A 20,157-nucleotide genomic window follows, 5' to 3' on the forward strand; every position below is an offset into this window, starting at 1 on the left:
GGAGCTCAACCGTGCGCAGACCCGCACACGCCCTCGCCGGAGCCCTCGCGTTCGGACTCGCCCTGACCGCCTGCGGAGCGCAGACACCGACGCGGGGACAGCCCTCCCCGGCCCCGGCCGCCGTCGGCGACGCCACACTGCTCATCTGGGCCGACCAGATGCGCTCGGAGACCCTCAAGCCCTTCGCCGAGGCCTTCGCCAAGGAGAACGGGATCAAGGCCGAGGTCGTCGTCGTGGCCCAGAACCAGCAGCAGACCTTCACCACCGCCTCCCAGGCGGGCAAGGGCCCGGACGTGCTGGTCGGCGCGCACGACTGGATCGGCAACCTGGTGCAGAACGGCCTCATCGACCCGATCCAGATGACCGAGGACCAGCTCGCCGGATACGTGGACGTGGCCCGTAAGGCCGTCACCTACAACGGCCAGGTGTACGGCGTGCCGTACGCGGTGGAGAACCTGGCGCTGTTCCGCAACACCGAGCTCGCGCCGGAGGCGCCCAGGAGTTTCGACGAGCTGGTCGAGACGGGCAAGAAGCTCAAGGCCGCCGGGAAGGTCGAGGAGATCGTCGGCTACCCGGTCAGCCAGCAGGACGGCCAGTCCGGCGACACCTACCACCTGTACCCGCTCTACACCTCCGCCGGCGCCCACCTGTTCGGCACCACTCCGGGCGGCGACCCCGACCCCTCCGACCTGGGCGTGGGCGACAGGAAGTCCGTCGAGGCGTTCGAGAGGATCGCCAAGCTCGGGGAGAAGGGGGAGGGCGCGCTCAAGCGCTCCTTCACCTCCGACAACTCGGCCGCGGCCTTCAACGAGGGCAGGACCGCGTTCATGGTCGCCGGGCCGTGGCGGCTGGCCGACGCCCGCAAAGCCGGTGTGAAGTACGACGTCACCCCGGTACCGGGTTTCAAGGGGGCCGAGCCCGCCCAGCCGTTCGTGGGCGTGCAGTCCTTCTTCGTGGCGAGCAAGGGCGGGAACAAGGCTCTCGCCCAGGAGTTCGTCACCGGCACCCTGGCCTCCGCCGAGGTGGCGCGGGCGCTGTTCGACGCCGAGCCGCGGATGCCCGCGCTGGAGGAGGCCCTGACCTACGCGGCGGGCAAGGACCCCGACGTCGCCAAGTTCCGGGCCGCCGCGGAGAACGGCACGCCGCTGCCCGCGATCCCGCAGATGGTGGCCATCTGGGTGCCGTTCAACACGCTCATCCACGCCGCCGTGAAGGGTGAGCCGGTCCCTCCGGCGGTCGAGGCCGCCGGCAAGGCCATCGCCGAACAGCTCAAGCAATGAACACCGGACGATCCGCGGCCGGGGCGTGGCAGGGGAGTGCGGGCGGGATCGCGGCGCGGGTCCTCGTGCTCGGGCTCATCGTCGCCGTCGCGCTCTGGGCGGTCGCGCCGCTGCTGGCGGCGGACAACTGGACCGGGGTGGCGATCGTCGCGGTCGTCACCGCGGCCGGCCTCTTCGTCTACCTGACGCCGCGGCGGCTGCCCGTCAAATACCTGCTGCCCACCACGCTCCTGGTCCTCGCCTTCCAGGTCTTCCCGGTGGTCCACACGATGTCGCTGGCGCTGACCAACATCGGCGACGGCCACCTGGGCACCAAGCAGGACGCGATCGCCGCGATCGAGTCCTCCTCCGTCAAGCGGCAGCCCGGTTCCGCCGAATTCCGGCTCACGGTGGCGGAGAAGGACGGCGACCTGGTCTTCCTGCTGGCGTCCGCCGGGCGCGCCTACACCGGCACCGCCGGGGGGCTGCGACCGCTGGAGGGCGCCACGCTCGGCGCCGGCGGGCGGATCACCGCGGCCGGCGGCTACACGGTGCTGACCGCCGCGCAGGCCTCCGCCCGGAGCTCGGAGATCACCGAGCTGATCGTGCCCGTCGAGGGCGGGGCGATCCGCAGCCAGGGCCTGTCGAGGGCCTACCGGGGCACGGCGACGCTGGCCTACGACGAGGGCTGTGACTGCGTCACCGGCCAGGACGGGGTCTGGCGGGCCGACGAGGAGCAGGGCAGGTTCGTCTCCGACGACGGGCGGGCGCTGGCGCAGGGCTGGAAGGTCGGCGTCGGCCTGGCCAACCTCACCGCCGCGCTCACCAACCCGAAGATCAACGCTCACTTCCTCGGCGTCTTCGGCTGGAACCTCGTCTACGCCACGTCCGTGGTCGTGCTGACCGCCGGGCTCGGGGTGGCGGTGGCCCTGGTGCTGCACCATCCCCGGATGCGTGCCGTACGGGCCTACCGGACCCTGATCGTGCTGCCGTACGCCATGCCCGCCTTCGCGATGCTGCTGGTCTGGCGGGACATGTTCAACACCGACTTCGGGCTGATCAACAGGATGTTCGGGCTCGACGTCGACTGGCTCGGCGCGCCGCTCACCGCCCGGCTGTCGGTCCTTCTGGTCCAGCTCTGGCTGGGCTTCCCCTACATGTTCCTGATCGCCACCGGGGCGCTGCAGACGATCCCGCCGGAGTATCTGGAGGCGGCCCAGGTCGACGGCGCGACCGCCTGGCAGCGGTTCGGGAAGGTGACGCTCCCGCTGCTGATGCTCGCGCTGGCCCCGCTGCTGGTCTCCTCCTTCGCGTTCAACTTCAACAACTTCAACGGCATCTTCCTGGTCACCGCCGGAGGCCCGTTCCCCGCCGACAACCCGACGGTGGGGGCGACCGACCTGTTGATCACCTACACCTTCCGGCTCGCCTTCGGGCAGCAGGGCGCGCAGTACGGCCTGGCCTCGGCGATGTCCATCTACGTCTATCTGATCGTGGCCGTGCTCTCGATCATCGGCTTCCGGCGCACCCGGGCCTTCCAGGAGGTGGGCCGGTGAAGCGCGAACTGCTCCTGCGGCACCTGGCGGCGATCGCCGTCACCGCCTTCGCCCTCTTCCCGATCCTGTTCGTGGTCTCCTCGGCGCTCAACCCGCTCGGCACGCTCAGCTCGGCGACCCTGTTCCCGAGCGGCGCGAGTCTCGGCAACGCCGCGGACCTGCTGACGGGCACGGCCTTTCCGACGTGGTACCTCAACTCCGTCCTGATCGCCGCGCTCACCGCGGTCCTGTCGGTGGCGGTGTCGGCGGTCTCCGCCTACGCCTTCAGCCGCTTCCGCTTCGCCGGCCGCCGTACGGGCCTGGTGGCGCTGCTGGTCATCCAGGCGTTCCCGCAGTTCCTGGCCATCGTCCCGCTGTACGTCATCTTCAGCGTGATCAGCGACAACTGGCCCGCCTTCGGGCTCAACAGCATCTGGGGGGTGATCCTGCTCTACATCGGCGGCCAGGTCGGCGTGAACACCTGGCTGATCAAGGGCTTCTTCGACACGATCCCACGGGAGCTCGACGACGCCATGCTGATCGACGGCTGCACCCCCACCCAGGCGTTCCGCAAGGTGGTCCTGCCGCTGTCGGCGCCCATCCTGTCGATCAGCGCGCTGCTCGTCTTCATCGGGACGATCAACGAGTTCCTCATCGCCAGCGTCTTCCTCACCGGCGACGACGCCCGCACCCTCGCGGTCGGCCTGTTCAGCATGCTGGCCGACCAGCGCAACGCCAACTTCGGCATGTTCGCCGTCGGCACCCTGCTCACCGCGGTCCCGACCGTCGCCGTCTTCCAGTTCCTGCAGAGATACATCGTCCACGGGCTCACCGCGGGCGCTGTGAAAGGTTGATCATGATAGATCGGGGCTTCCACCACGACGGCTCGCCGGACCACGTCAGCACGCAGACGCCCGAGCTCGGCGAGACGGTCACCGTCTTCGTCCGCACCCCGCGCGACCAGCGTTCCGGCGTGCACGTGCGGACCACGCCCGACGGCGAACCACACTTCACCGAAGCGGTGATCGACCGCGAGACCGAGCACGAGACCTGGTGGCGGGCCGACGTCGTGGCCCGCCACCCGGTGAGCCGCTACCGCTTCCTCATCGACGGGCCGGGCGGCTACCGCTGGCTGACCGCCGCCGGGCTGACCTCCCACGACGTGCCGGACACCACCGACTTCCGGCTGGTCACCCATGCCGCTCCACCCGCGTGGGCGGCCGGCAGCGTGGTCTACCAGATCTTCCCCGACCGGTTCGCCTCCTCCGGCGCGGAGCGCGACCTGCCGCCGTGGGCGATCTCCCGGGGCTGGGACGACCCCGTCGCCGGGACCGGGCCCGACACCCCCCGGCAGGTCTTCGGCGGTGACCTGGACGGCATCCGGTCCCGGCTCGACCACGTCGCCGCCCTCGGCGCCGACACCCTCTACCTGACGCCCGTCTTCCCCGCCGCCTCCAACCACCGCTACAACGCCTCCTCCTTCGCCGAGGTCGACCCGCTGCTCGGCGGTGACGCGGCCTACCGCGCGCTGATCGACGAGACGCACCGCAGGGGCATGCGCATCCTGGGCGACCTCACGACGAACCACTGCGGCGACACCCATCCCTGGTTCCGGGCCGCGGTGAGGGACAAGGGGGCCGCCGAGCGGGAGATGTTCTTCTTCACCGACGACGACCTCGGCTACGAGGCGTGGATGGGCGTTCCGTCCCTGCCCAAGTTCGACTGGTCGAGCGAGCGGCTGGCCGGGGAGATGGAGGAGGTCGTCCGGCGGTGGCTCCGCTTCGGCCTGGACGGCTGGCGCGTCGACGTGGCGAACATGACCGGCAGGCTCCGCCGGGCGGACCACGCCCACGAGGTGGCCCGGCGCATCCGGCGGGCGCTCGCCGGTGAGAGGCCGGACGGGCTGCTCGTCGCCGAGCACGCCCACGACGCCACCGGCGACCTCGACGCCGACGGCTGGCAGGGGACAATGAACTACGCCGGCTTCACCCGCCCGGTGTGGAGCTGGCTGCGGGGCCCCGAGCTCCGGCTGCCGTTCCTCGGCGTCCCGGCGGAGGTGCCGAGGATCGGCGGCGGCGACGCGGTGGCGACGATGCGGGCGTTCTCCAGCCTCGTGTCGTGGCGCTCGCTGACGCATTCCTGGTCGATCCTCGGCTCCCACGACACCGCCAGGATCCGCACGGTGTGCGGAGGGGATCCCGCCCTGGTGGAGGTCGCCGCCGGGCTGATGTTCACGCTGCCCGGCACGCCCATGGTGTTCGCCGGCGACGAGATCGGCCTGGAGGGGGCCTGGGGAGAGGACTCCCGCCGGACCATGCCCTGGGACCGGCCGGAGCGATGGGACCACGGGACCTTCGGCGTGTACCGCGATCTGGTCGCGCTGCGCCGGAGCGAGCCCGCCCTGCGCCACGGTGGCCTGCGCTGGCTGCACGTCTCGGAGGACGCCGTGGCCTACGTCCGGGAGCACGCGGGCGAGCGCCTGCTGGTGCTGGCCGCCCGCGCCGCCCATCGGCCGGTACGGCTCCCGCTCGCCGCCCGTTCGGCCGTCCCCGTGTACGGCGGAGCGGAGACGGCCGTTTCGGACGACGGCACCGTCACGCTGCCGGCCGACGGTCCGGCCCTCCACATCTGGCGGCTGGCCTAGATGATCGATTCCAAGGGGTTCAGTGGTCGTAGGCGGTCAATGTGCGCATGGTCGGCTGGCCGGTGTGGTCGTTGTGCCAGATGGCGGCAGTGAGCGCGAGGATGCGCTGCAGGACGCGGACGGCCACGCCGCCGGGGGTGCGGCCGCGGTGTCGTTCGAGGTCGAGCTGTCCTTTAAAGGTCTCGTTGATCGACTCGATGACTTGCCGCAGGGGCTTGAACAGCTGTGATCCGGGCCGCTCGGTTTCGCCTTTGCGTCTGGGCCGCAGCAGCCGGATGTCCAGTTCGGCCAGCCGCTGTTCGAAGTCGCGGCCGAAGTAGTTCTTGTCGCCGATCAGCGTCTGGCCGAGGCGCTCTGCGATGAGCTGCGGTTCGACGGCGAGCAGGTCCGGTAGTGTCTCTCGCTCGTCGGCCTTGGCCCCGGTCAGCGCGAAGGCGATCGGCAGGCCGTGCAGGGTGCACACCAGGTGCAGCCGCAGCCCCCAGAAGTAGCGTGTGTGGCTGGCGCAGTACCCGTACTGGGCCCATCCGGCCAGGTCGGAGCGTTTGACGGTCTCCCGGGAGCGTCCGCACTCCACCGGCGTGGAGTCCACGACCCACACGTCGTCGCTCCACAGCATGGTGTCGCGGGCCAACGCCCGGGTGACGCGGCGAATGAGGTCGGCGGCCTTGCGCAGCCGCTTGTTGTAACCGGGCTGCTGAGGCAGGTAGGGGAACAGGTGCCGCAGGTGGGCGCGGGCGTACCGCAGCCACCTGGCCTCGGAGGTGAAGCCGAGCATCGCCTGCATCATCGCCAATGTCACCAGCTCCGCGTCGCTGAGCTGCGGTGCGATGCCCACAGCCGGCCGCCACGGGGCGAGCTGAGGTGAATCCTTCAGCAGGTCGTCGGTCTTCACATAGAGTGCGGCGGCGAGGGAGTCCACGTCTGTCTTCACACACCGACGTTGGACTCCCTTCCCCTATGCACGCAGGCATCGCCTAAGATCGGCCGCTTATGCGGTGGTCCGCCTGAGGGGCAGTTTCTTGCCCTCCTCCGGCAGAGAGGCTTCGCGGTCGACATGGGGGGCAGGTCGTGGACATGGCACGCAGGGTTGCCATACGTGATCATCTGGCAGGAGTCGCACGCGCGGCTCTGGGCGCCGAACATCGCCTCACCGGCGTCTCACGGCTTCGCGGCGGCAGTAAGAAAGGCGTGTACCGCCTCACCTTCGATGATGATTCCACCGCGATCGCCTACATCTGGGACGACGCCGAGAACTACTGGCCCACCGCGCAGATCGATGAAGTCGACAACCATGCGAATCCGTTTTCGCACGCCTCTGGCATCGATCTTTTCGAGGCTGCTCACAGGCGCCTGGACGCCCTGGGGATCCGCACCCCGCGGATCCATCTGGCTGACCGGAGCAGGAGCCACTACCCAGCGGACATCGCAGTGGTGGAGGATGTGCCGGGCGCAACGCTGGAGGTGCTGCTCCAACGGGACCAGCACGGCGCGAAGGTGCCTCTGTCACGACTTGCCGACGCGCTCGGCGCGATGCAGCGGCACCAGGGACCGGGCTTCGGCAAAATCGCCCTGCTCGACAACGGCGGCATCTCCCAGGGCCACTCGTGTGAGCAGGTCGTCCTCGACCGCGCGCTCGACGACCTCGCTGAAGCCGCCTCGCGCGACACGCGGATCGCGGGCGGCCGCGACCGCCTGGAGGACATGGTTCGCGGGCTGGCCGCCACAGTGCGCCCGCGCTCGGAGTATGGGCTCATCCACGGCGAACTTGGACCGGACCATGTGCTGGTGGACCGGCATGGGCACCCGGTCCTCATCGACATCGAGGGCTTGATGTTCTTCGACATCGAGTGGGAGCACGCGTTTTTGCGACTCCGCTTCGGCGAGCACTACCGATGGCTGCACAAAAGCGGCCTCGACGAGCAGCGTCTGACCTTCTACACGCTGGCGATGCGCTTGTCGCTCGTTGCCGGACCGCTACGGCTCCTCGACGGCGACTTCCCCGACCGCGACGCCATGATGGGGATCGCCGAGCACAACCTCCAGCAGGCTCTTGCCTTCCTGCGCTAGGAGCGTGACGCGCCGATCATCATGTCGTTCAGATCAGCATCCGAGTCCAAAGGGCCAGCCGTCTGCCAACTCTGACCGTCTACGACCACCGAACCCCTTGGAATCGATCATCTAGCGGGAAGGCGCCGGGGAGCGGTCCCGCCCCTGCCGGCGCGGAGGGACGCCGGGCGGCCACGGCAGGGCACGCCGTACCGTGGCCGCCCACCGGCGGATCTGTAAAAACAATATTCATTGGTGATAGAGTCCGGGATCTGACGAAGGAGATGATCATGACCTCATCGACGATCGGGTCCCGGCAACCCGCGGAGCTCGCGGCCGAGACGCTGCGTGCACTGGCGCTGGACGAGGACCTTAAATGGCGGATCGCGGCCGACCCCGCGCTGCTCCCCGTCGCCCGGCGGGTCGCCGGACGCTACATCGGCGGGGAGACCCCGGAGGAGGCGCTCGGGCGGGTCCGTGAGATCAACGCCGGGGGACAGGCCGCCTCGGTCGAATACATGGGCGAGAGCTGCCGGGACGCCGCGCGGGCCGTGGCGGAGACGGAGGTGTTCGTCGCCCTCGCCGGGCAGGTCGCCGAGCAGGGGCTGAACTGCTCCATCTCGCTCGACCTCTCCCACATCGGCTCGGTGGTCGACGCCGAGCTGGGCCTGGCCAACGCCGTCCGCGTCGCCGAGGCGACGGCGGCCGCCGGCCAGGAGATGATGATCTCCATGGAGGGGTCGGACCGGACCGACCTCATCCTGTGGACCCACGGGCGGCTGTGCGAGCGGTTCGACCATGTCGGCATCACGGTCCAGGCCCGGCTGCACCGGACCGCCGAGGACCTTCCCCGCCTGCTGGAGCGCCCCGGGCGCATCCGCCTGGTGAAGGGGGCCTTCCTCGAACCCGAGTCCGTCGCCTACCCGCGCGGCGGGGCCGACCTCCGGACGGCCTACCTCCGCTACGCGAGGACCCTGCTCGACAGCGGCCACGCCTGCTCCATCGCCACCCACGACCAGGACATCCTCGACGAGCTCCACGGCCACCTGGCCGGTACGCGGCGGGAGGTGGAGCGCTTCGAGTTCGAGACGCTGCTCGGTCTCGGCCCCGAGCAGCTGCGCTCCGCGCAGTCGCGGGGCTACCCGGTCCGCGAGTACGTCGTCTTCGGCACCGAGTGGTGGCTCTACGTCTGCAACCGGATCGCCGAGGACCCGTCCCGCCTGTTCCAGGCACTCGCCGACGCCGTACCGGCAGGTGCGTGACGCCCTCCGGGACGGGCCACACGCCGGTCGGCCGGCGTCCTCACCGGTGCGGCCGTGACCGGTGCCGACGCGGGCGTGGCCGTCCGCCCGCACCGGACCGGACCGGGACATCGAGCCGTACCCCGGCCAACCCTGCTTGACCGCCCAGGGGCCGGGCCGCGACCGGCTCCCCTTCCGGGGCCGCGCGTGGTTCACGCCCCCCTCGCCGGGGTACGTCGGTGCCGCCGGCCACCTCGCGCGGGGGTGGGAAGGGGTGGGCGAAGGGGGAGAGGGATGCGCGGACTCGTGTGGATCAAGGACGGGGGCGCCGAATACGCCGAGGTGGGCCTCGCGTCGGAGCTGACGGCGGTCGGCGTGGCGATCGGGACGGACCCCGCGCCCTACCGCCTGGAGTACACCCTGCGGACCCTCCCCGGATACGTGACCGAGCTGCTCTCCGTACGGGCCCACGGCGCGGGCTGGCACCGGGCGCTCGACCTGCGCCGCTCCGCCCACGGCGCCTGGTCGTGCGAGACGAAGGAGGAGGGCCGTCTCGGCGGACCGCCGCCCGGCGGGGACATGAACGTCCTGAACGACGCGCTCGACTGCGACCTCGGGCTCTCGCCGCTGACGAACACCATGCCGGTGCTCCGTCACGGCCTCGACAAGTGCGAGGGACGGATGGACTTCGTCATGGCCTGGGTCCAGGTCCCGCACCTGCACGTGATCCACCACCCCCAGCGCTACACCCACCTCGGCGCCGGCGCGGTGCGCTACGAGAGCGAGGGCTTCAGCGCCGATCTCACCCTCGACGACGACGGCATCGTCACCGACTACCCGGGCCTGGCGAAGCTCGTCGCCTCCTGACGTCCCGCGCCCGCCGCCCGCCCGGCCGTCCCCGTGTACGGCGGAGCCGAGGCGGTCATCGGGGACGGCGGCACCCGGGTCCGGGGCGTCGCCCCGGACCCGGGTGAGGGGCCGCGAGGCCCCTCACCCTCTCCGGCCGGCACCCTCCAGCAGGACGGCGTCGGCCTCGGCCTGGACGGCGTCCAGGTCGTCGGCGATCTCAGCGCCCGCGACCGCGTCGGGCAGCGCGTCCTCCATGCGCCGCAGCGGCCGGTACCACAGCCCCAGCGCGCCCCAGAGCATCAGCAGCGCACCGCAGACGACCAGCAGCAGCCCGACGCCGCGCCCCGGCCCCACTCCGACGACGTCACCGACGACCGTGTCCGCGAGAGGGCCGCCCGGGACGAGCAGCGGGCCGAAGACGTCGTCGGCCAGCGCCGGCGCGGTGAGGAACGCCAGCGGCGTCATCGACACCGCCAGCATCTGGTTGGTGGCCAGCACCCGGCCCTGCAGTTCCAGGCCGACCTTGAGCTGGATGAGCGCGAGCCAGTGCGCGTTCAGCACGGTGAGGAACACCCACGACATCAGCCCGCCGAAGGCCGCCAGCACCAGTGAGGGCCGCAACCCGACCAGCAGCACCCCGGCCCCGAACCCGATCACGAAGCCGACCATGCCGATCGCGCGCCGCTCGGTGCCGCCCCAGAACACCATGATCAGCGAGCCGAGCACCGCACCCACACCCTGCATCGCGGTCACCGTGCCCACGCCCGCGACGTCGCTGAACGACAGCACCGCGGGCACCGTCACGGCCAGGCCGAGCATGTTCAGGTAGTTCATCACGACGAAGAACCCGATCATGATCATCAGGGGGCGGCGCCGTACGAGGAAGCGCCAGCCGCCGATGATGGCCTGCCCGAAGGACTCCTCCAGGCGGTAGAACAGCCGGTCGGGGAAGCGGACCAGCAGCAGCGTGCCGAGCCCGGCGAGGAACGTGGCGATGTTCACCGCCACCACGCCGTGCAGCCCGACCAGGGTGATGAGCGCGGCGCCGCCCAGCGGGCCGATGAGCATGCCCAGGCCGGTGCCGAGGTTCGCCAGCGCGTTGGCCTGCATGATGTACGGCTTGGGCACCAGCTGCGCCACCGCCGCCAGGTAGGCGGGCCGGTGGAAGGCCGTCACCAGGGACAGCAGCCCGGCGATGATCCCGACCTGCCAGATCTCCAGCCGTCCCAGCCACAGCAGGATCACCAGGAGCGCGGTGGCCACCGCGGAGACGCCGTCGCACACCAGCATGACCAGCCGCCGGTCCACCCGGTCGGCGACCGCGCCGCCCAGCGGCGCCGCCAGCAGCGACGGCAGCAGGGCGAGCATGGTGACCAGGGCGTAGTCCAGCACCCGGCCGCTCGCCTGATAGGCCCACACGCCCAGCGCGAAGGAGGTCAGCGCCGCGCCGAGCAGCGACAGGGTCTGCCCGGCCGCGACGGTGTAGAAGCGGCGCAGGTCCCGGCGGGCGTTCCGGCCCGCGACCTCGACCTCTCCGACCGGTTCGGGCAGATCGCCGTCGTCCCAGCGGTCCAGGTGCTCGGTGATCAGCCCGGCCAGGGTCTCGGCCTGGTGTTTGAGGAAGTAGTGCCCGGCCCGGGGGATCGTGGCCAGCCCCACCCGGTCGGCGAACGCCCCCCACTCGCGGTGGCGCTCCTGGTAGAGCTCGGTCGCGCGGTCCCGCTCGCCGATCACGCACACCAGCGGCGCGGAGAGCCTGCGCTCGGAGTGGGCGGGGGAGTCGAGGTGGCGGCTGAACCAGGCCTGCGCCTGCTCGACGTCATGCCGCAGACCGCGCAGCATGATCTCGGTGTCACCGAAGTCCTCGTCCAGGGCGCCCAGTGTGCGCAGGAAGTCGCGCTGGGTGCGGTCGGAGGCCCAGCGGTGGGCGGGGAACCTCCGGTTCCACCAGGCCGACAGCCGTCCGGGCAGCCGTGCGTCGGGGAAGCTGCCGCCGACGAAGACGCCGGCGACCGGGGTCCCGGACGCCTCCAGCCGCAGTGCCAGCTCGGTCGCGGCGGCCGAGCCGACGCAGTGGCCGTACAGCGCGATCGGGCCGGAGACGCCGGCCAGCTCGGCCACGATCCGGTCGGCCAGCTCCGGCATCGGCAGCATGTCCTCGCCGGGCCGGGCCGGGTCGTGCCCGGGCAGTTCGACGGCGAGCACCGCCGTGCCGGGGGAGGTGCGGGCCAGCTCGGCGGCGAGCGGCCGGTAGGCGGCGGCCGAACCGCCGCCGTAGGGCAGGCAGACGAGGGTGCGCGTCGCCGTACGCGGACCGCCGAGACGGTGCAGCAGCCCGGCCGGGGCCTCGGCGCCGCCGTCGAGGTGAGCGGCCAGCTCGCGGACCGTGGGCCGGGTGAACAGGTCGATCACCCGCAGCGCCGGGTCGATCTCCCGGACCGCCCGCACCGCGCGGAAGGAGTCGCCGCCCAGCGTGAAGAAGTCGTCGTCGACGCCGACGTCCTCCACGCCCAGGATGTCCGCCCACACCGCCGCGATCCGCAGCTCGGTCGGTGTGCTCGGCGCCACCCGCTCCGCGGCGGGCGCCGCCTCCGGAACCGGCAGGCGGGCCCGGTCGACCTTGCCCAGCGGGGTGAGCGGCAGCTCGTCGAGGACGACGAACACGGACGGGACCATGTAGTCGGGCAACCGCTCGCGCAGCCCCGCCCGGACCGCGGCGAGGTCCGCGGAGGCGGGCGCGACCCAGGCGGCCAGCCGCCGGGAGCGGCCCTCGCCGACCGGCAGCACCGCGGCCTCGGCGACGCCGGGCTGCTCCTGCAGGGCGGCCTTCACCTCGCCCAGTTCCACCCGGAAGCCCCTGATCTTGACCTGGTCGTCGACCCGGCCGAGGAACTCCACGAGTCCGGCGGAGTTGAGCCGGACCCGGTCGCCGGTGCGGTAGCAGCGGCCGGTCCCGGTCACCGGGTCGGGGACGAACCGCTCGGAGGTCAGGTCGGGCCGGTTCAGATAGCCGCGGGCCAGGCTGGGGCTCGCCACCCACAGGTCGCCCGGCACCCCGGCGGGCAGCGGACGGCCCGCGGGGTCGACGATGTGGCATTCGACGCCGGGCAGCGGACGGCCCAGCGGGACCGACCCCGACCCCGACGGCGTGCCGGGCACCCGGCCGCCGAGCACCGAGACCGTCGTCTCCGTCGGTCCGCAGTGGATCTGCACCTCCAGGTCGGGGCGGGCCGCGCGGACGCGTTCGGCCAGCTCCCACGACGTCGCCTCGCCGGCGAGGATCAGCAGCCGGCGCGGCAGCATCCGGGCCAGGTCGCCGTGGGCGGCCAGCAACTCCAGATGGCTGGGCACCATCTTGATCACATCGACGGGATGCGCCGCGAGATAGGCGGTGTACGCCTCCGGGTCGGTGGCGGCGTCCTGGTCCACGAGATGGACCGCGGCGCCCCGGACGAGCGCGCCGTACAGGCAGGTCATCACCAGGTCGGAGGCGATCGTGGAGACTACACCGTAAGAGGAGTAGGCGTCGGGCACCAGCTCGGCCAGGCCGTGCAGGTAGTGCAGCGCCGACCGGTGCTCGATCGCGGCGCCCTTGGGCCGCCCGGTGGAGCCCGAGGTGAAGATCACATGCACCAGGTGGCCGGGGGTGACGTCGACCTCCAGGGGCTCGTCGGGCCCGTCAGCCAGCAGGTCGGGCAGGACCAGCGCGCCGGGGACCCGGCCGGCGTGCTCGCGGTCGGCCAGCACGACGCGCGCCCCGGACGTCTCGATCATGTAGGCGAGGCGGTCGTCGGGGTAGGCGGGCTCCATCGGCATGTAGGCGCCGCCCGCCCGCAGCACGCCGAGGAGCGCGGGGACCAGCCCGGTGTGCCGGTCCACCAGCACACCGACCGGCTCGTCCGGCCGCACCCCGGCCGCGGCCAGGTGGCGGGCCAGCCGGTCGGCGAGCCGGTCCACCTCGCCGTAGGTGAGCGACCCGGAGGCGTCCACCACGGCGGTCGCCTCCGGCGTCCGCCGTATCCGGTCGCCGATCACCGCGTGCAGCGGCCGGGTCAGGTCCATCCGCAGCCGCGTGCCCGCGACGACGGGCCCGGTCACCGGCTCCAGCGGCACGGCCGCCGCGGGCGCGTCCAGGTCGGCGAGCATGCCCTCCAGCAGGTTCAGGTACCAGCGGGTCATGCGCCGCACGGTCGCCTCGTCGAACAGGTCGGTGCGGTAGGTGAGCTCGCCGTCGTACTCGTCCCCGTCGTTGACGAAGGCGAGGTTGAGGTCGTACTTGGCGGTGCGCGGCGGGGCCTGCACGTGCTCCGCGGTCAGGCCGGGGAACTCCAGCGGCCGGGGAGGGTCGTCCAGGACGTTGAGCAGCACCTGGAAGATCGGCGTGGTGGCGAGGCTGCGGTCGGGGTGCAGGTGCTCCACGATCCGCTCGAAGGGCACGTCGCGGTGGGTGAGGGCGTCCAGCACGGCGCCGTTGGTCCGGGCCAGCAGCTCGCGGCCGGTCGGCTCGCCGGACCTGTCGCCGCGCAGCACGAGCGTGTTGACGAAGCAGCCGAGCATGCGCGTGGTGTCGGGGTGGAGCCGTCCCGCCTCGGGCACGCCGACCGGCACGTCGTCGGTGCCGGAGATCCGGCCCAGCAGCTCCTGCCAGGCGGCCAGCAGCACCATGAACGGCGTGCAGCCGGTCTCGGCGGCGACCTCGCGGACCCTGGCGGTCAGCGCGGGCGCCAGCCGTACCGGGACGGTGGCGCCCGACCAGTCGGCGACCGACGGCCGGGCGCGGTCCACCGGCAGGTCCAGAACCGGTTCGAGGCCGGCCAGCCGCTCGGTCCACCAGGCGAGGTCGCCCTCCGGCCGCCCGGCCAGCCAGGCCGCGTAGTCGGCGTACTGCACCTTCGGCGATGCGGGCGGCTCGGCCGTGCCGAGCCGTGCCGCGTACAGGGCGGCCAGCTCGGCCAGCGCCAGGTTCCGCGACCAGGCGTCGAAGGCGATGTGGTGCACGGTCAGCGCCAGGACGTGCTCGTCGGCGCCGGTGAGGCGGAGCAGCAGGGCGCGGGCGGGCGGCTCGGAGTCCAGCGCGAACGGGCGAGCGAGCTCCTCCTGCAGCCGCGCCTCCAGCAGATCGTGGTCGTCGAGGTCCTCGACCATGATCGGGACCCGGTCGGCGTCGACCGGGGTGGCGCCCTCGTCGGTTACCAGGCTGCGCAGCACCTCGTGCCGGTCCGCGAGGTCGCGTACGGCGCCCAGCAGCGCGGCGGTGTCCAGCGGGCCGCGCAGCCGTACGGCGGCGGGCACGTTGTAGGCGGCCCGGTCGTCGAGTTGGGCGAGGAACCACAGCCGTGCCTGGGCGGGCGACAGCGGAGCGGGACCGCCGGTCGCCTCCCTGGCGGGGATCGCCGGGGCGGCCTGGGCGGCGGTGCGGCGCGCGGACGACAGCCGGGCCGCGAGGGCGCTCCGGCGCTCGTCGCTGATGGTCATGAGATCTCCTTCGCCGGTCTCGCGACCAAGCCGCCGTGTCTGCTGATGGTCTCGACAAGCTCGGTCATGAATCCGCCTCCAGGTCGGCCAGCAGCAGGGCCTCGAGCCGTGCGGCGTAGTCGGCCAGCCTCCGCCGTTCGAACAGCAGGCGCACGGGCACCCGCAGGTCCAGGGCGTCGCTCAGCCGGGCCGTCACGAGGGCGGCGGTCACGGAGTGACCGCCGAGTGCGAAGAAGTCGTCGTGCGCGCCGAGGTCGGAGCGGTCCAGCACGGCGGACCACACCTCGGCGACCAGCAGCTCGGCCTCGGTGCTCGGTGACACCCGCGAGGCCTCACCGCCGGGTTCGGGCAGAGCGGTGCGGTCCACCTTGCCGGAGGCCGTGACGGGCAGGGCATCCAGGAGCACCCAGCGGCGGGGAACCATGTAGTCGGGGAGCCGGGAGCTCAGACGCCACTCCAGCTCGTCGGTGTCGGTCCCCGGTGGCGCGACGAGGTAGCCGACCAGGTGGTCGCCTCCATACACGGTCACGGCCGCGTCGGCGACGTTCTCGCGGAGCACGGTCTCGATCTCGCCCAGCTCGATCCGGTGGCCGCGGACCTTCACCTGCTGATCCCGGCGGCCGAGGAAGTCGAGCGTGCCGTCGGGCCGCCAGCGGGCCAGGTCGCCGGTACGGTAGCGGCGCCCGCCCAGCGGGTCCTCGGTGAAGGCCGCGGCGGTCAGCTCCGGCCGGCCCCGGTAACCCCTGGCCACGCCGGCGCCGCCGATCCACAGCTCGCCGGGCCTTCCGGCGGGCAGCACGCGACCTGCCCGGTCGAGCACGTAGGCCCGCTCCCCGGCCAGTGGCGTGCCGATCGGCACCTGGTCGCCGACCGGGGCCGTGATCTGGAGCATGGTGGAGTAGATCGTGGTCTCGGTGGGGCCGTAGGCGTTCCACAGTTCGGCGACCCGCTCCAGCAGGTCACCGGCGAGGGCGGGGTCGAGCACCTCGCCGATGCTGACCACGCGCACGTCCCCGCCGTGCCAGCCGGAGGCGACCAGCATGCGCAGCGTCGTCGGGGTCGCGGTCATCAGCGTGACCCCCGCCTCCTCGATCCGCCGCGCGACGGCCCGCCCGTCGAGCGCGTCGTCACGGCCCAGCAGCTCCAGCCGCAGGCCGTGGCAGAGGCTCACCCACAGGTCGAAGCCGAACACGTCGAACGAGAACGGCGTCAGGCCGAGCATCACGTCGTCGGGCCTGATCCCCGGGGCGATCGTCATCGAGGCGACGAACGCGGCGAGGTTGGCGTGGGTGACCTCGACACCCTTGGGCCTGCCGGTGGAGCCGGAGGTGTAGAGGACGTAGGCGAGGTCGCGGGGTTCCACCCGTGAGGGATCATCGGGATCCGCCCCGTCCCGTACGGCTTCCGCCGAGGGCAGTCCGGCCAGATCGACGACGGTGTCGCCCAGCTTCCCGGCCACCGCCAGCCCCTCGCCCGCCGCGATGATCATCTTGATGCCGGAGTCGTCGACCTGGTGGCGGAGCCGCCGGAGCGGGTGGCCGGGGTCGAGCGGAACGTAGGCGGCACCGGCGAGCAGCACGCCCAGCAGCGCCGCGGGCAGGTACCGGTCGCGGGGCAGGCACACGCCCACGCAGGCGCCCGCGGCCGTCGGGCCGAGCGCCGCGGCCACCCGTCGCGACCAGCCGGCCAGCTCGCCGTAGGTGAGGACGCCGTCGGCGTCGACGACCGCCGGGGCGTGCGGGCGCCGTACCGCCTGCTCCAGCACCGCCTCCACCACGGTCCGCGGCACGTCGGCGGGCAGCGGCACGCCGGTCCCCGCGGCCAGCAGCGCCGCCCGCTCCTCGGCGCCGACCACCTCGAACGCCGACAGCGACCGGTCGGGGTGGGCCAGCGCGTCCACCAGCAGGCGGACCAGCCGGTCGGTGAGGATCTCGGCCCCGGCCCGGTCCAGATACTCCACGTCGTACTCAACCTGGAGCTCGGGCCCGGCCGCCGTGGCGTTGACGTAAACGATCAGCGGCGCCTGGGCGCTGCCCGCGTCCAGCTCGCCGATCAGGTCCACGCCCACGCCTTCGCGCTCCAGGGAGAGGGGGACCTCCGACGGCTGGATCGAGAGCGTGACAGGTGTCAGCACCGCGCCGGGCGGGCGCTCGACGCCGCTGGCCTCGGCCCGCTCCCACGCGGACAGCGCGCGGTGGTCCATCACCCGGGCGGTCACGGCTCCCGCGTGCCGTACGGCCGCGCGCAGCGACAGCCCGTCCTCCAGGCGCAGCCGCACCGGCACCACGTCGACCAGCACGCCGACCACGGCCTCCAGGCCGGGGTCGGCGCGATCGGCCACGGCGGCGCCGAGGACGACGTCCCGCCGGTCGGTCAGCCCGGCGACCAGCATGCCGAGCACGGTCAGGTAGACGGCGAACGGGGTGGCGCCGCAGTCGGCCGCGAGTTCGCCGACCCGCGCGGTCGTCGCCGGGTCGATCGGGCGCACCAGGCGCTCGCCGCGCAGGCGGCTGGGGCCGTCGTCCGGGCGGGGCAGCAGCTCGTACGGCGGGACCGCCCCGGCGAGCTCCTCGGCCCAGAAGGCCCGCAACGCCTCGGCGTCTCTGGCGGTCGCCTGCTCGCGCAGCGCGACATCGCCGAGCTGGAACGGCGGCTCCGGGACGCCGCCGGAGTGGGTGAGCCCGTCGAGGAGCTCCCGCATGACGATCCCCAGCGACCAGCCGTCGAACGCGGTGTGGTCGGTGAGGAGCACCAGCTCCGCGCTGTCCGGTTCCGACCACAGCAGGGTGGCCCGCAGCAGCGGCGACACCCGGGTGACGTCGAAGTCGTGGGCGACCGCTGCCCGCCGCAGCGCGTCGGCCTCCTCCGCCGAAGCCGGGCGGTGCTCGTCCAGCGGCACCGCCACCGGCGGCCCGACCTCGACGGTCGTGTTGTCCACGACGACGGCGCGCAGCGCCTCGTGGCGGCGTACGATCGCGTCCAACGCGGCCCGCAGCGGCTCCGCCGAGGTGAGGCCGCGCAGCCCGAGCCGGAAGGCGATGGCGGTGGCGCCGGGGTTGTGGCTGACCTCGCGCAGCAGGAGCATGCCGCGCTGGTCCTCGGTCAGCGGGTAGCGGCTCCGCCCGGTATGGCGGACCAGCGGCGTCACGGCGGCCGGGGCGGCCTCGGCGACGTACGACGCCAGCTCCGCGACCGTGGGCCGGGCCAGGAACGTCGTCAGCGGGACGTGGACCCCGAGCGCGTGCTCGATCCTGGCGCAGATCTTGGCGGCGGCCAGGGAGTGCCCGCCCAGGTCGAGGAAGTGGTCGTGGACGCCGACCCGATCGGCGCCGAGCACCTCGGCGGTGATGGCGGTGAGCCGCAGCTCGGTCTCGTCGCGGGGGGCGACGTACTCGTTCCCGGCCGCGTCCACGGTGGCGGAGGAGGCCGGGGCGGAGGAGTCCCGGGTGGAGGAGAACGTCACCGCGGGAAGCCGGGAGCGGTCGGCCTTCCCCGTGGGGCCCACGGGGATGGCGTCGAGGAACACGATCCTGGAGGGGATCATGTAGTCGGGCAGCCAGTCGCGTAGCCAGGACCGCAATCGCCCGTCGTCGAGGCCGGGACCGGCCGGTTCGACGTAGGCGACCAGCCGCCGGGTGCCCTCCTCGTCGACGGGGGCGAGCACGACGGCGTGGTTCACCAGCGGATGGCGTACCAGCCTGCCCTGCACCTCGCCCAGCTCGACGCGGAAGCCCGCGACCTTCACCTGGTCGTCGATCCGCCCCTCGTAGAAGTGGACTCCGCCCTCTCTGCGGACCAGGTCGCCGGTGCGGTAGTGGCGCACGCCTCCGGCGTCGGTCACGAACCGCTCGGCGGTCAGCTCGGGCCGGTTCAGGTAGCCTCGGCCGACCAGCGGCCCGGCCACCCACAGCTCGCCGAGCTCGCCGTCGCCGAGCGCCTCGCCGCTGGCGCCGCGCACCGACAGCTCCGACCAGGCGTACGGCGTGCCGATCGGCGGCTCGCCCGTCTGGTCCCTGGAGATCTCGTGAGCGCAGCAGTGCACGGTGCACTCGGTCGGCCCGTACAGGTTCATCATGCGCCGCACGCCGGGGTTGGCGAAGACGCGGTCGGCCAGCGCCCGGCTCACCGGCTCGCCGCTGGAGAGCACCGTGCGCACACCCGGGGGCAGCGGCTCCCGCAGCAGCGCGGTCAGCGCCGAGGCCGCCGCGCTGATCATCGTGACCTCGTCCCTGGCGGGCAGAGTGTGCAGTGCGAGGGGGTTCTCCGCCATGATCACCGTGCCGCCCAGCAGCAGGGGGAGGTAGAGCTGGGGGACGGACGGATCGAAGCAGACCGAGGTCGAGGCGAGGAACCCGGCCAGCTCCTCGGCGGTGAAGTGGTCGGCGTCCCAGCGCAGCAGCGTCATCACGTTGCGGTGTTCGATCACGACGCCCTTGGGGCGGCCGGTCGAGCCGGAGGTGTACATGACGTAGGCCAGGTCGGCCGGGTCGCTCGGCAGGTCCGGATCGTCCTGCGAACGGTTGCCGATCTTGTCCACCAGGATGAGGTCGCGCCCCGGCAGCCGCTCCGCCAGCGCCGCGGAGGTCACCACGTGTGACACTCCGGCGTCCTCGATGATGAACTCAAGACGGTCGGCCGGATAGGCCGGGTCCAGCGGCACGTAGGCGGCGCCGGTCTTCCAGACGCCCAGCAGCGCCGCGATCAGCGTCTCGTCGCGGTTCAGGCACACGCCGACGGTCGAGCCTCGCCGTACTCCCCGGGAGACGAGTTCGTGCGCTATCCGGTTGGCCTGAGCGTTGAGGCCGGTGTAGGTCGTGTGGATCGTTCCCGCGATGATCGCCGTGCGCTCCGGGGTCCGTCGCGCCTGCTGCTCGAAGGCCTTGTGGACAGGTTCGAGCAGGGCGAGTTTGCCAGCCACCTTTGATCTCCTCTTGGTGTACGGAAAAGGGGGCACAGGCCGTACGACGGCAAGGGTGACAAAGGGGGTTCTAGCAAGGTAGGGCAAAGATCTTTTTGTTACCTTAACGGTATTGATTGGGACAAGTTGTCCTTGAGTGGGATTTCGGTTACCCGGTGTGACGTGATGTCCCGTAGTTCTCCCAGGT

10 protein-coding genes are annotated in these 20,157 nt (G+C 72.3%); 7 read left to right on the forward strand and 3 right to left on the reverse strand.

The genetic code is table 11. The annotated features are described in order from the left end of the window. Positions 1–11: 11 nt before the first annotated feature. From CA984_RS11035 to CA984_RS11050, 4 genes are read left to right on the forward strand one after another with little or no spacing between them, the layout of a single operon-like run. Positions 12–1,280, forward strand: coding sequence for a sugar ABC transporter substrate-binding protein (locus CA984_RS11035; RefSeq protein WP_086570925.1), 1,269 nt, complete (start codon positions 12–14; stop codon positions 1,278–1,280). Next, positions 1,277–2,815, forward strand: a complete 1,539-nt coding sequence (locus CA984_RS11040) for an ABC transporter permease subunit (protein ID WP_086570927.1) — start codon at positions 1,277–1,279, stop codon at positions 2,813–2,815. Before CA984_RS11035 ends, CA984_RS11040 begins: the two co-directional genes overlap by 4 nt. Then, positions 2,812–3,648 (forward strand): sugar ABC transporter permease, encoded by an 837-nt coding sequence (locus tag CA984_RS11045; RefSeq protein ID WP_086570929.1) that lies wholly within the window; start codon positions 2,812–2,814, stop codon positions 3,646–3,648. Before CA984_RS11040 ends, CA984_RS11045 begins: the two co-directional genes overlap by 4 nt. A 2-nt stretch (positions 3,649–3,650) precedes the next feature. Next, the gene (locus CA984_RS11050) at positions 3,651–5,438 is read left to right on the forward strand and encodes a glycoside hydrolase family 13 protein (RefSeq protein ID WP_086570931.1); all 1,788 of its coding nucleotides are present in this window, start codon (positions 3,651–3,653) and stop codon (positions 5,436–5,438) included. A gap of 19 nt (positions 5,439–5,457) precedes the next feature. Here CA984_RS11050 and CA984_RS11055 read toward each other — a convergent pair whose 3' ends face one another. Next, the gene (locus tag CA984_RS11055; protein WP_086570933.1) at positions 5,458–6,372 is read right to left on the reverse strand and encodes an IS982 family transposase; all 915 of its coding nucleotides are present in this window, start codon (positions 6,370–6,372) and stop codon (positions 5,458–5,460) included. 143 nt (positions 6,373–6,515) lie between these two features. Here CA984_RS11055 and CA984_RS11060 point away from each other — a divergent pair, with 143 nt between their 5' ends. The 3 genes from CA984_RS11060 (at position 6,516) to CA984_RS11070 (ending at position 9,595) form a co-directional block, all read left to right on the forward strand. After that, on the forward strand, positions 6,516–7,508 hold the full coding sequence (locus tag CA984_RS11060) for a phosphotransferase family protein (RefSeq protein ID WP_086570948.1): 993 nt from the start codon (positions 6,516–6,518) through the stop codon (positions 7,506–7,508). A 269-nt stretch (positions 7,509–7,777) separates the two neighbouring features. Continuing rightward, positions 7,778–8,749 (forward strand): proline dehydrogenase family protein, encoded by a 972-nt coding sequence (locus tag CA984_RS11065; RefSeq protein ID WP_086570950.1) that lies wholly within the window; start codon positions 7,778–7,780, stop codon positions 8,747–8,749. A 273-nt stretch (positions 8,750–9,022) separates the two neighbouring features. Beyond that, a complete protein-coding gene (locus CA984_RS11070; RefSeq protein WP_086570935.1) occupies positions 9,023–9,595 on the forward strand; it encodes a putative glycolipid-binding domain-containing protein in 573 nt (190 codons plus the stop codon). Between the two features lie 123 nt (positions 9,596–9,718). Here CA984_RS11070 and CA984_RS11075 read toward each other — a convergent pair whose 3' ends face one another. Continuing rightward, complete coding sequence (locus CA984_RS11075; RefSeq protein WP_086570937.1) at positions 9,719–15,052, reverse strand: non-ribosomal peptide synthetase/MFS transporter; 5,334 nt, start codon at positions 15,050–15,052, stop codon at positions 9,719–9,721. A gap of 64 nt (positions 15,053–15,116) precedes the next feature. Further along, entirely contained in the window at positions 15,117–19,970 is a 4,854-nt protein-coding gene (locus CA984_RS11080) for a non-ribosomal peptide synthetase (RefSeq protein WP_133061618.1), read from the reverse strand. Between the last annotated feature and the right edge of the window lie 187 nt (positions 19,971–20,157).

Source organism: Streptosporangium minutum (assembly GCF_002149035.1).
In the GTDB taxonomy this organism is placed as follows: Bacteria; Actinomycetota; Actinomycetes; order Streptosporangiales; family Streptosporangiaceae; genus Streptosporangium; species Streptosporangium minutum.

Coding starts and splice junctions, on each gene's coding strand:
- CA984_RS11040 (WP_086570927.1), top strand. CDS start 1,277: ATGAACACCGGACGATCCGCGGCCGGGGCGTGGCAGGGGAGTGCGGGC.
- CA984_RS11065 (WP_086570950.1), top strand. CDS start 7,778: ATGACCTCATCGACGATCGGGTCCCGGCAACCCGCGGAGCTCGCGGCC.
- CA984_RS11075 (WP_086570937.1), bottom strand. CDS start 15,052: ATGACCATCAGCGACGAGCGCCGGAGCGCCCTCGCGGCCCGGCTGTCG.
- CA984_RS11050 (WP_086570931.1), top strand. CDS start 3,651: ATGATAGATCGGGGCTTCCACCACGACGGCTCGCCGGACCACGTCAGC.
- CA984_RS11060 (WP_086570948.1), top strand. CDS start 6,516: ATGGCACGCAGGGTTGCCATACGTGATCATCTGGCAGGAGTCGCACGC.
- CA984_RS11070 (WP_086570935.1), top strand. CDS start 9,023: ATGCGCGGACTCGTGTGGATCAAGGACGGGGGCGCCGAATACGCCGAG.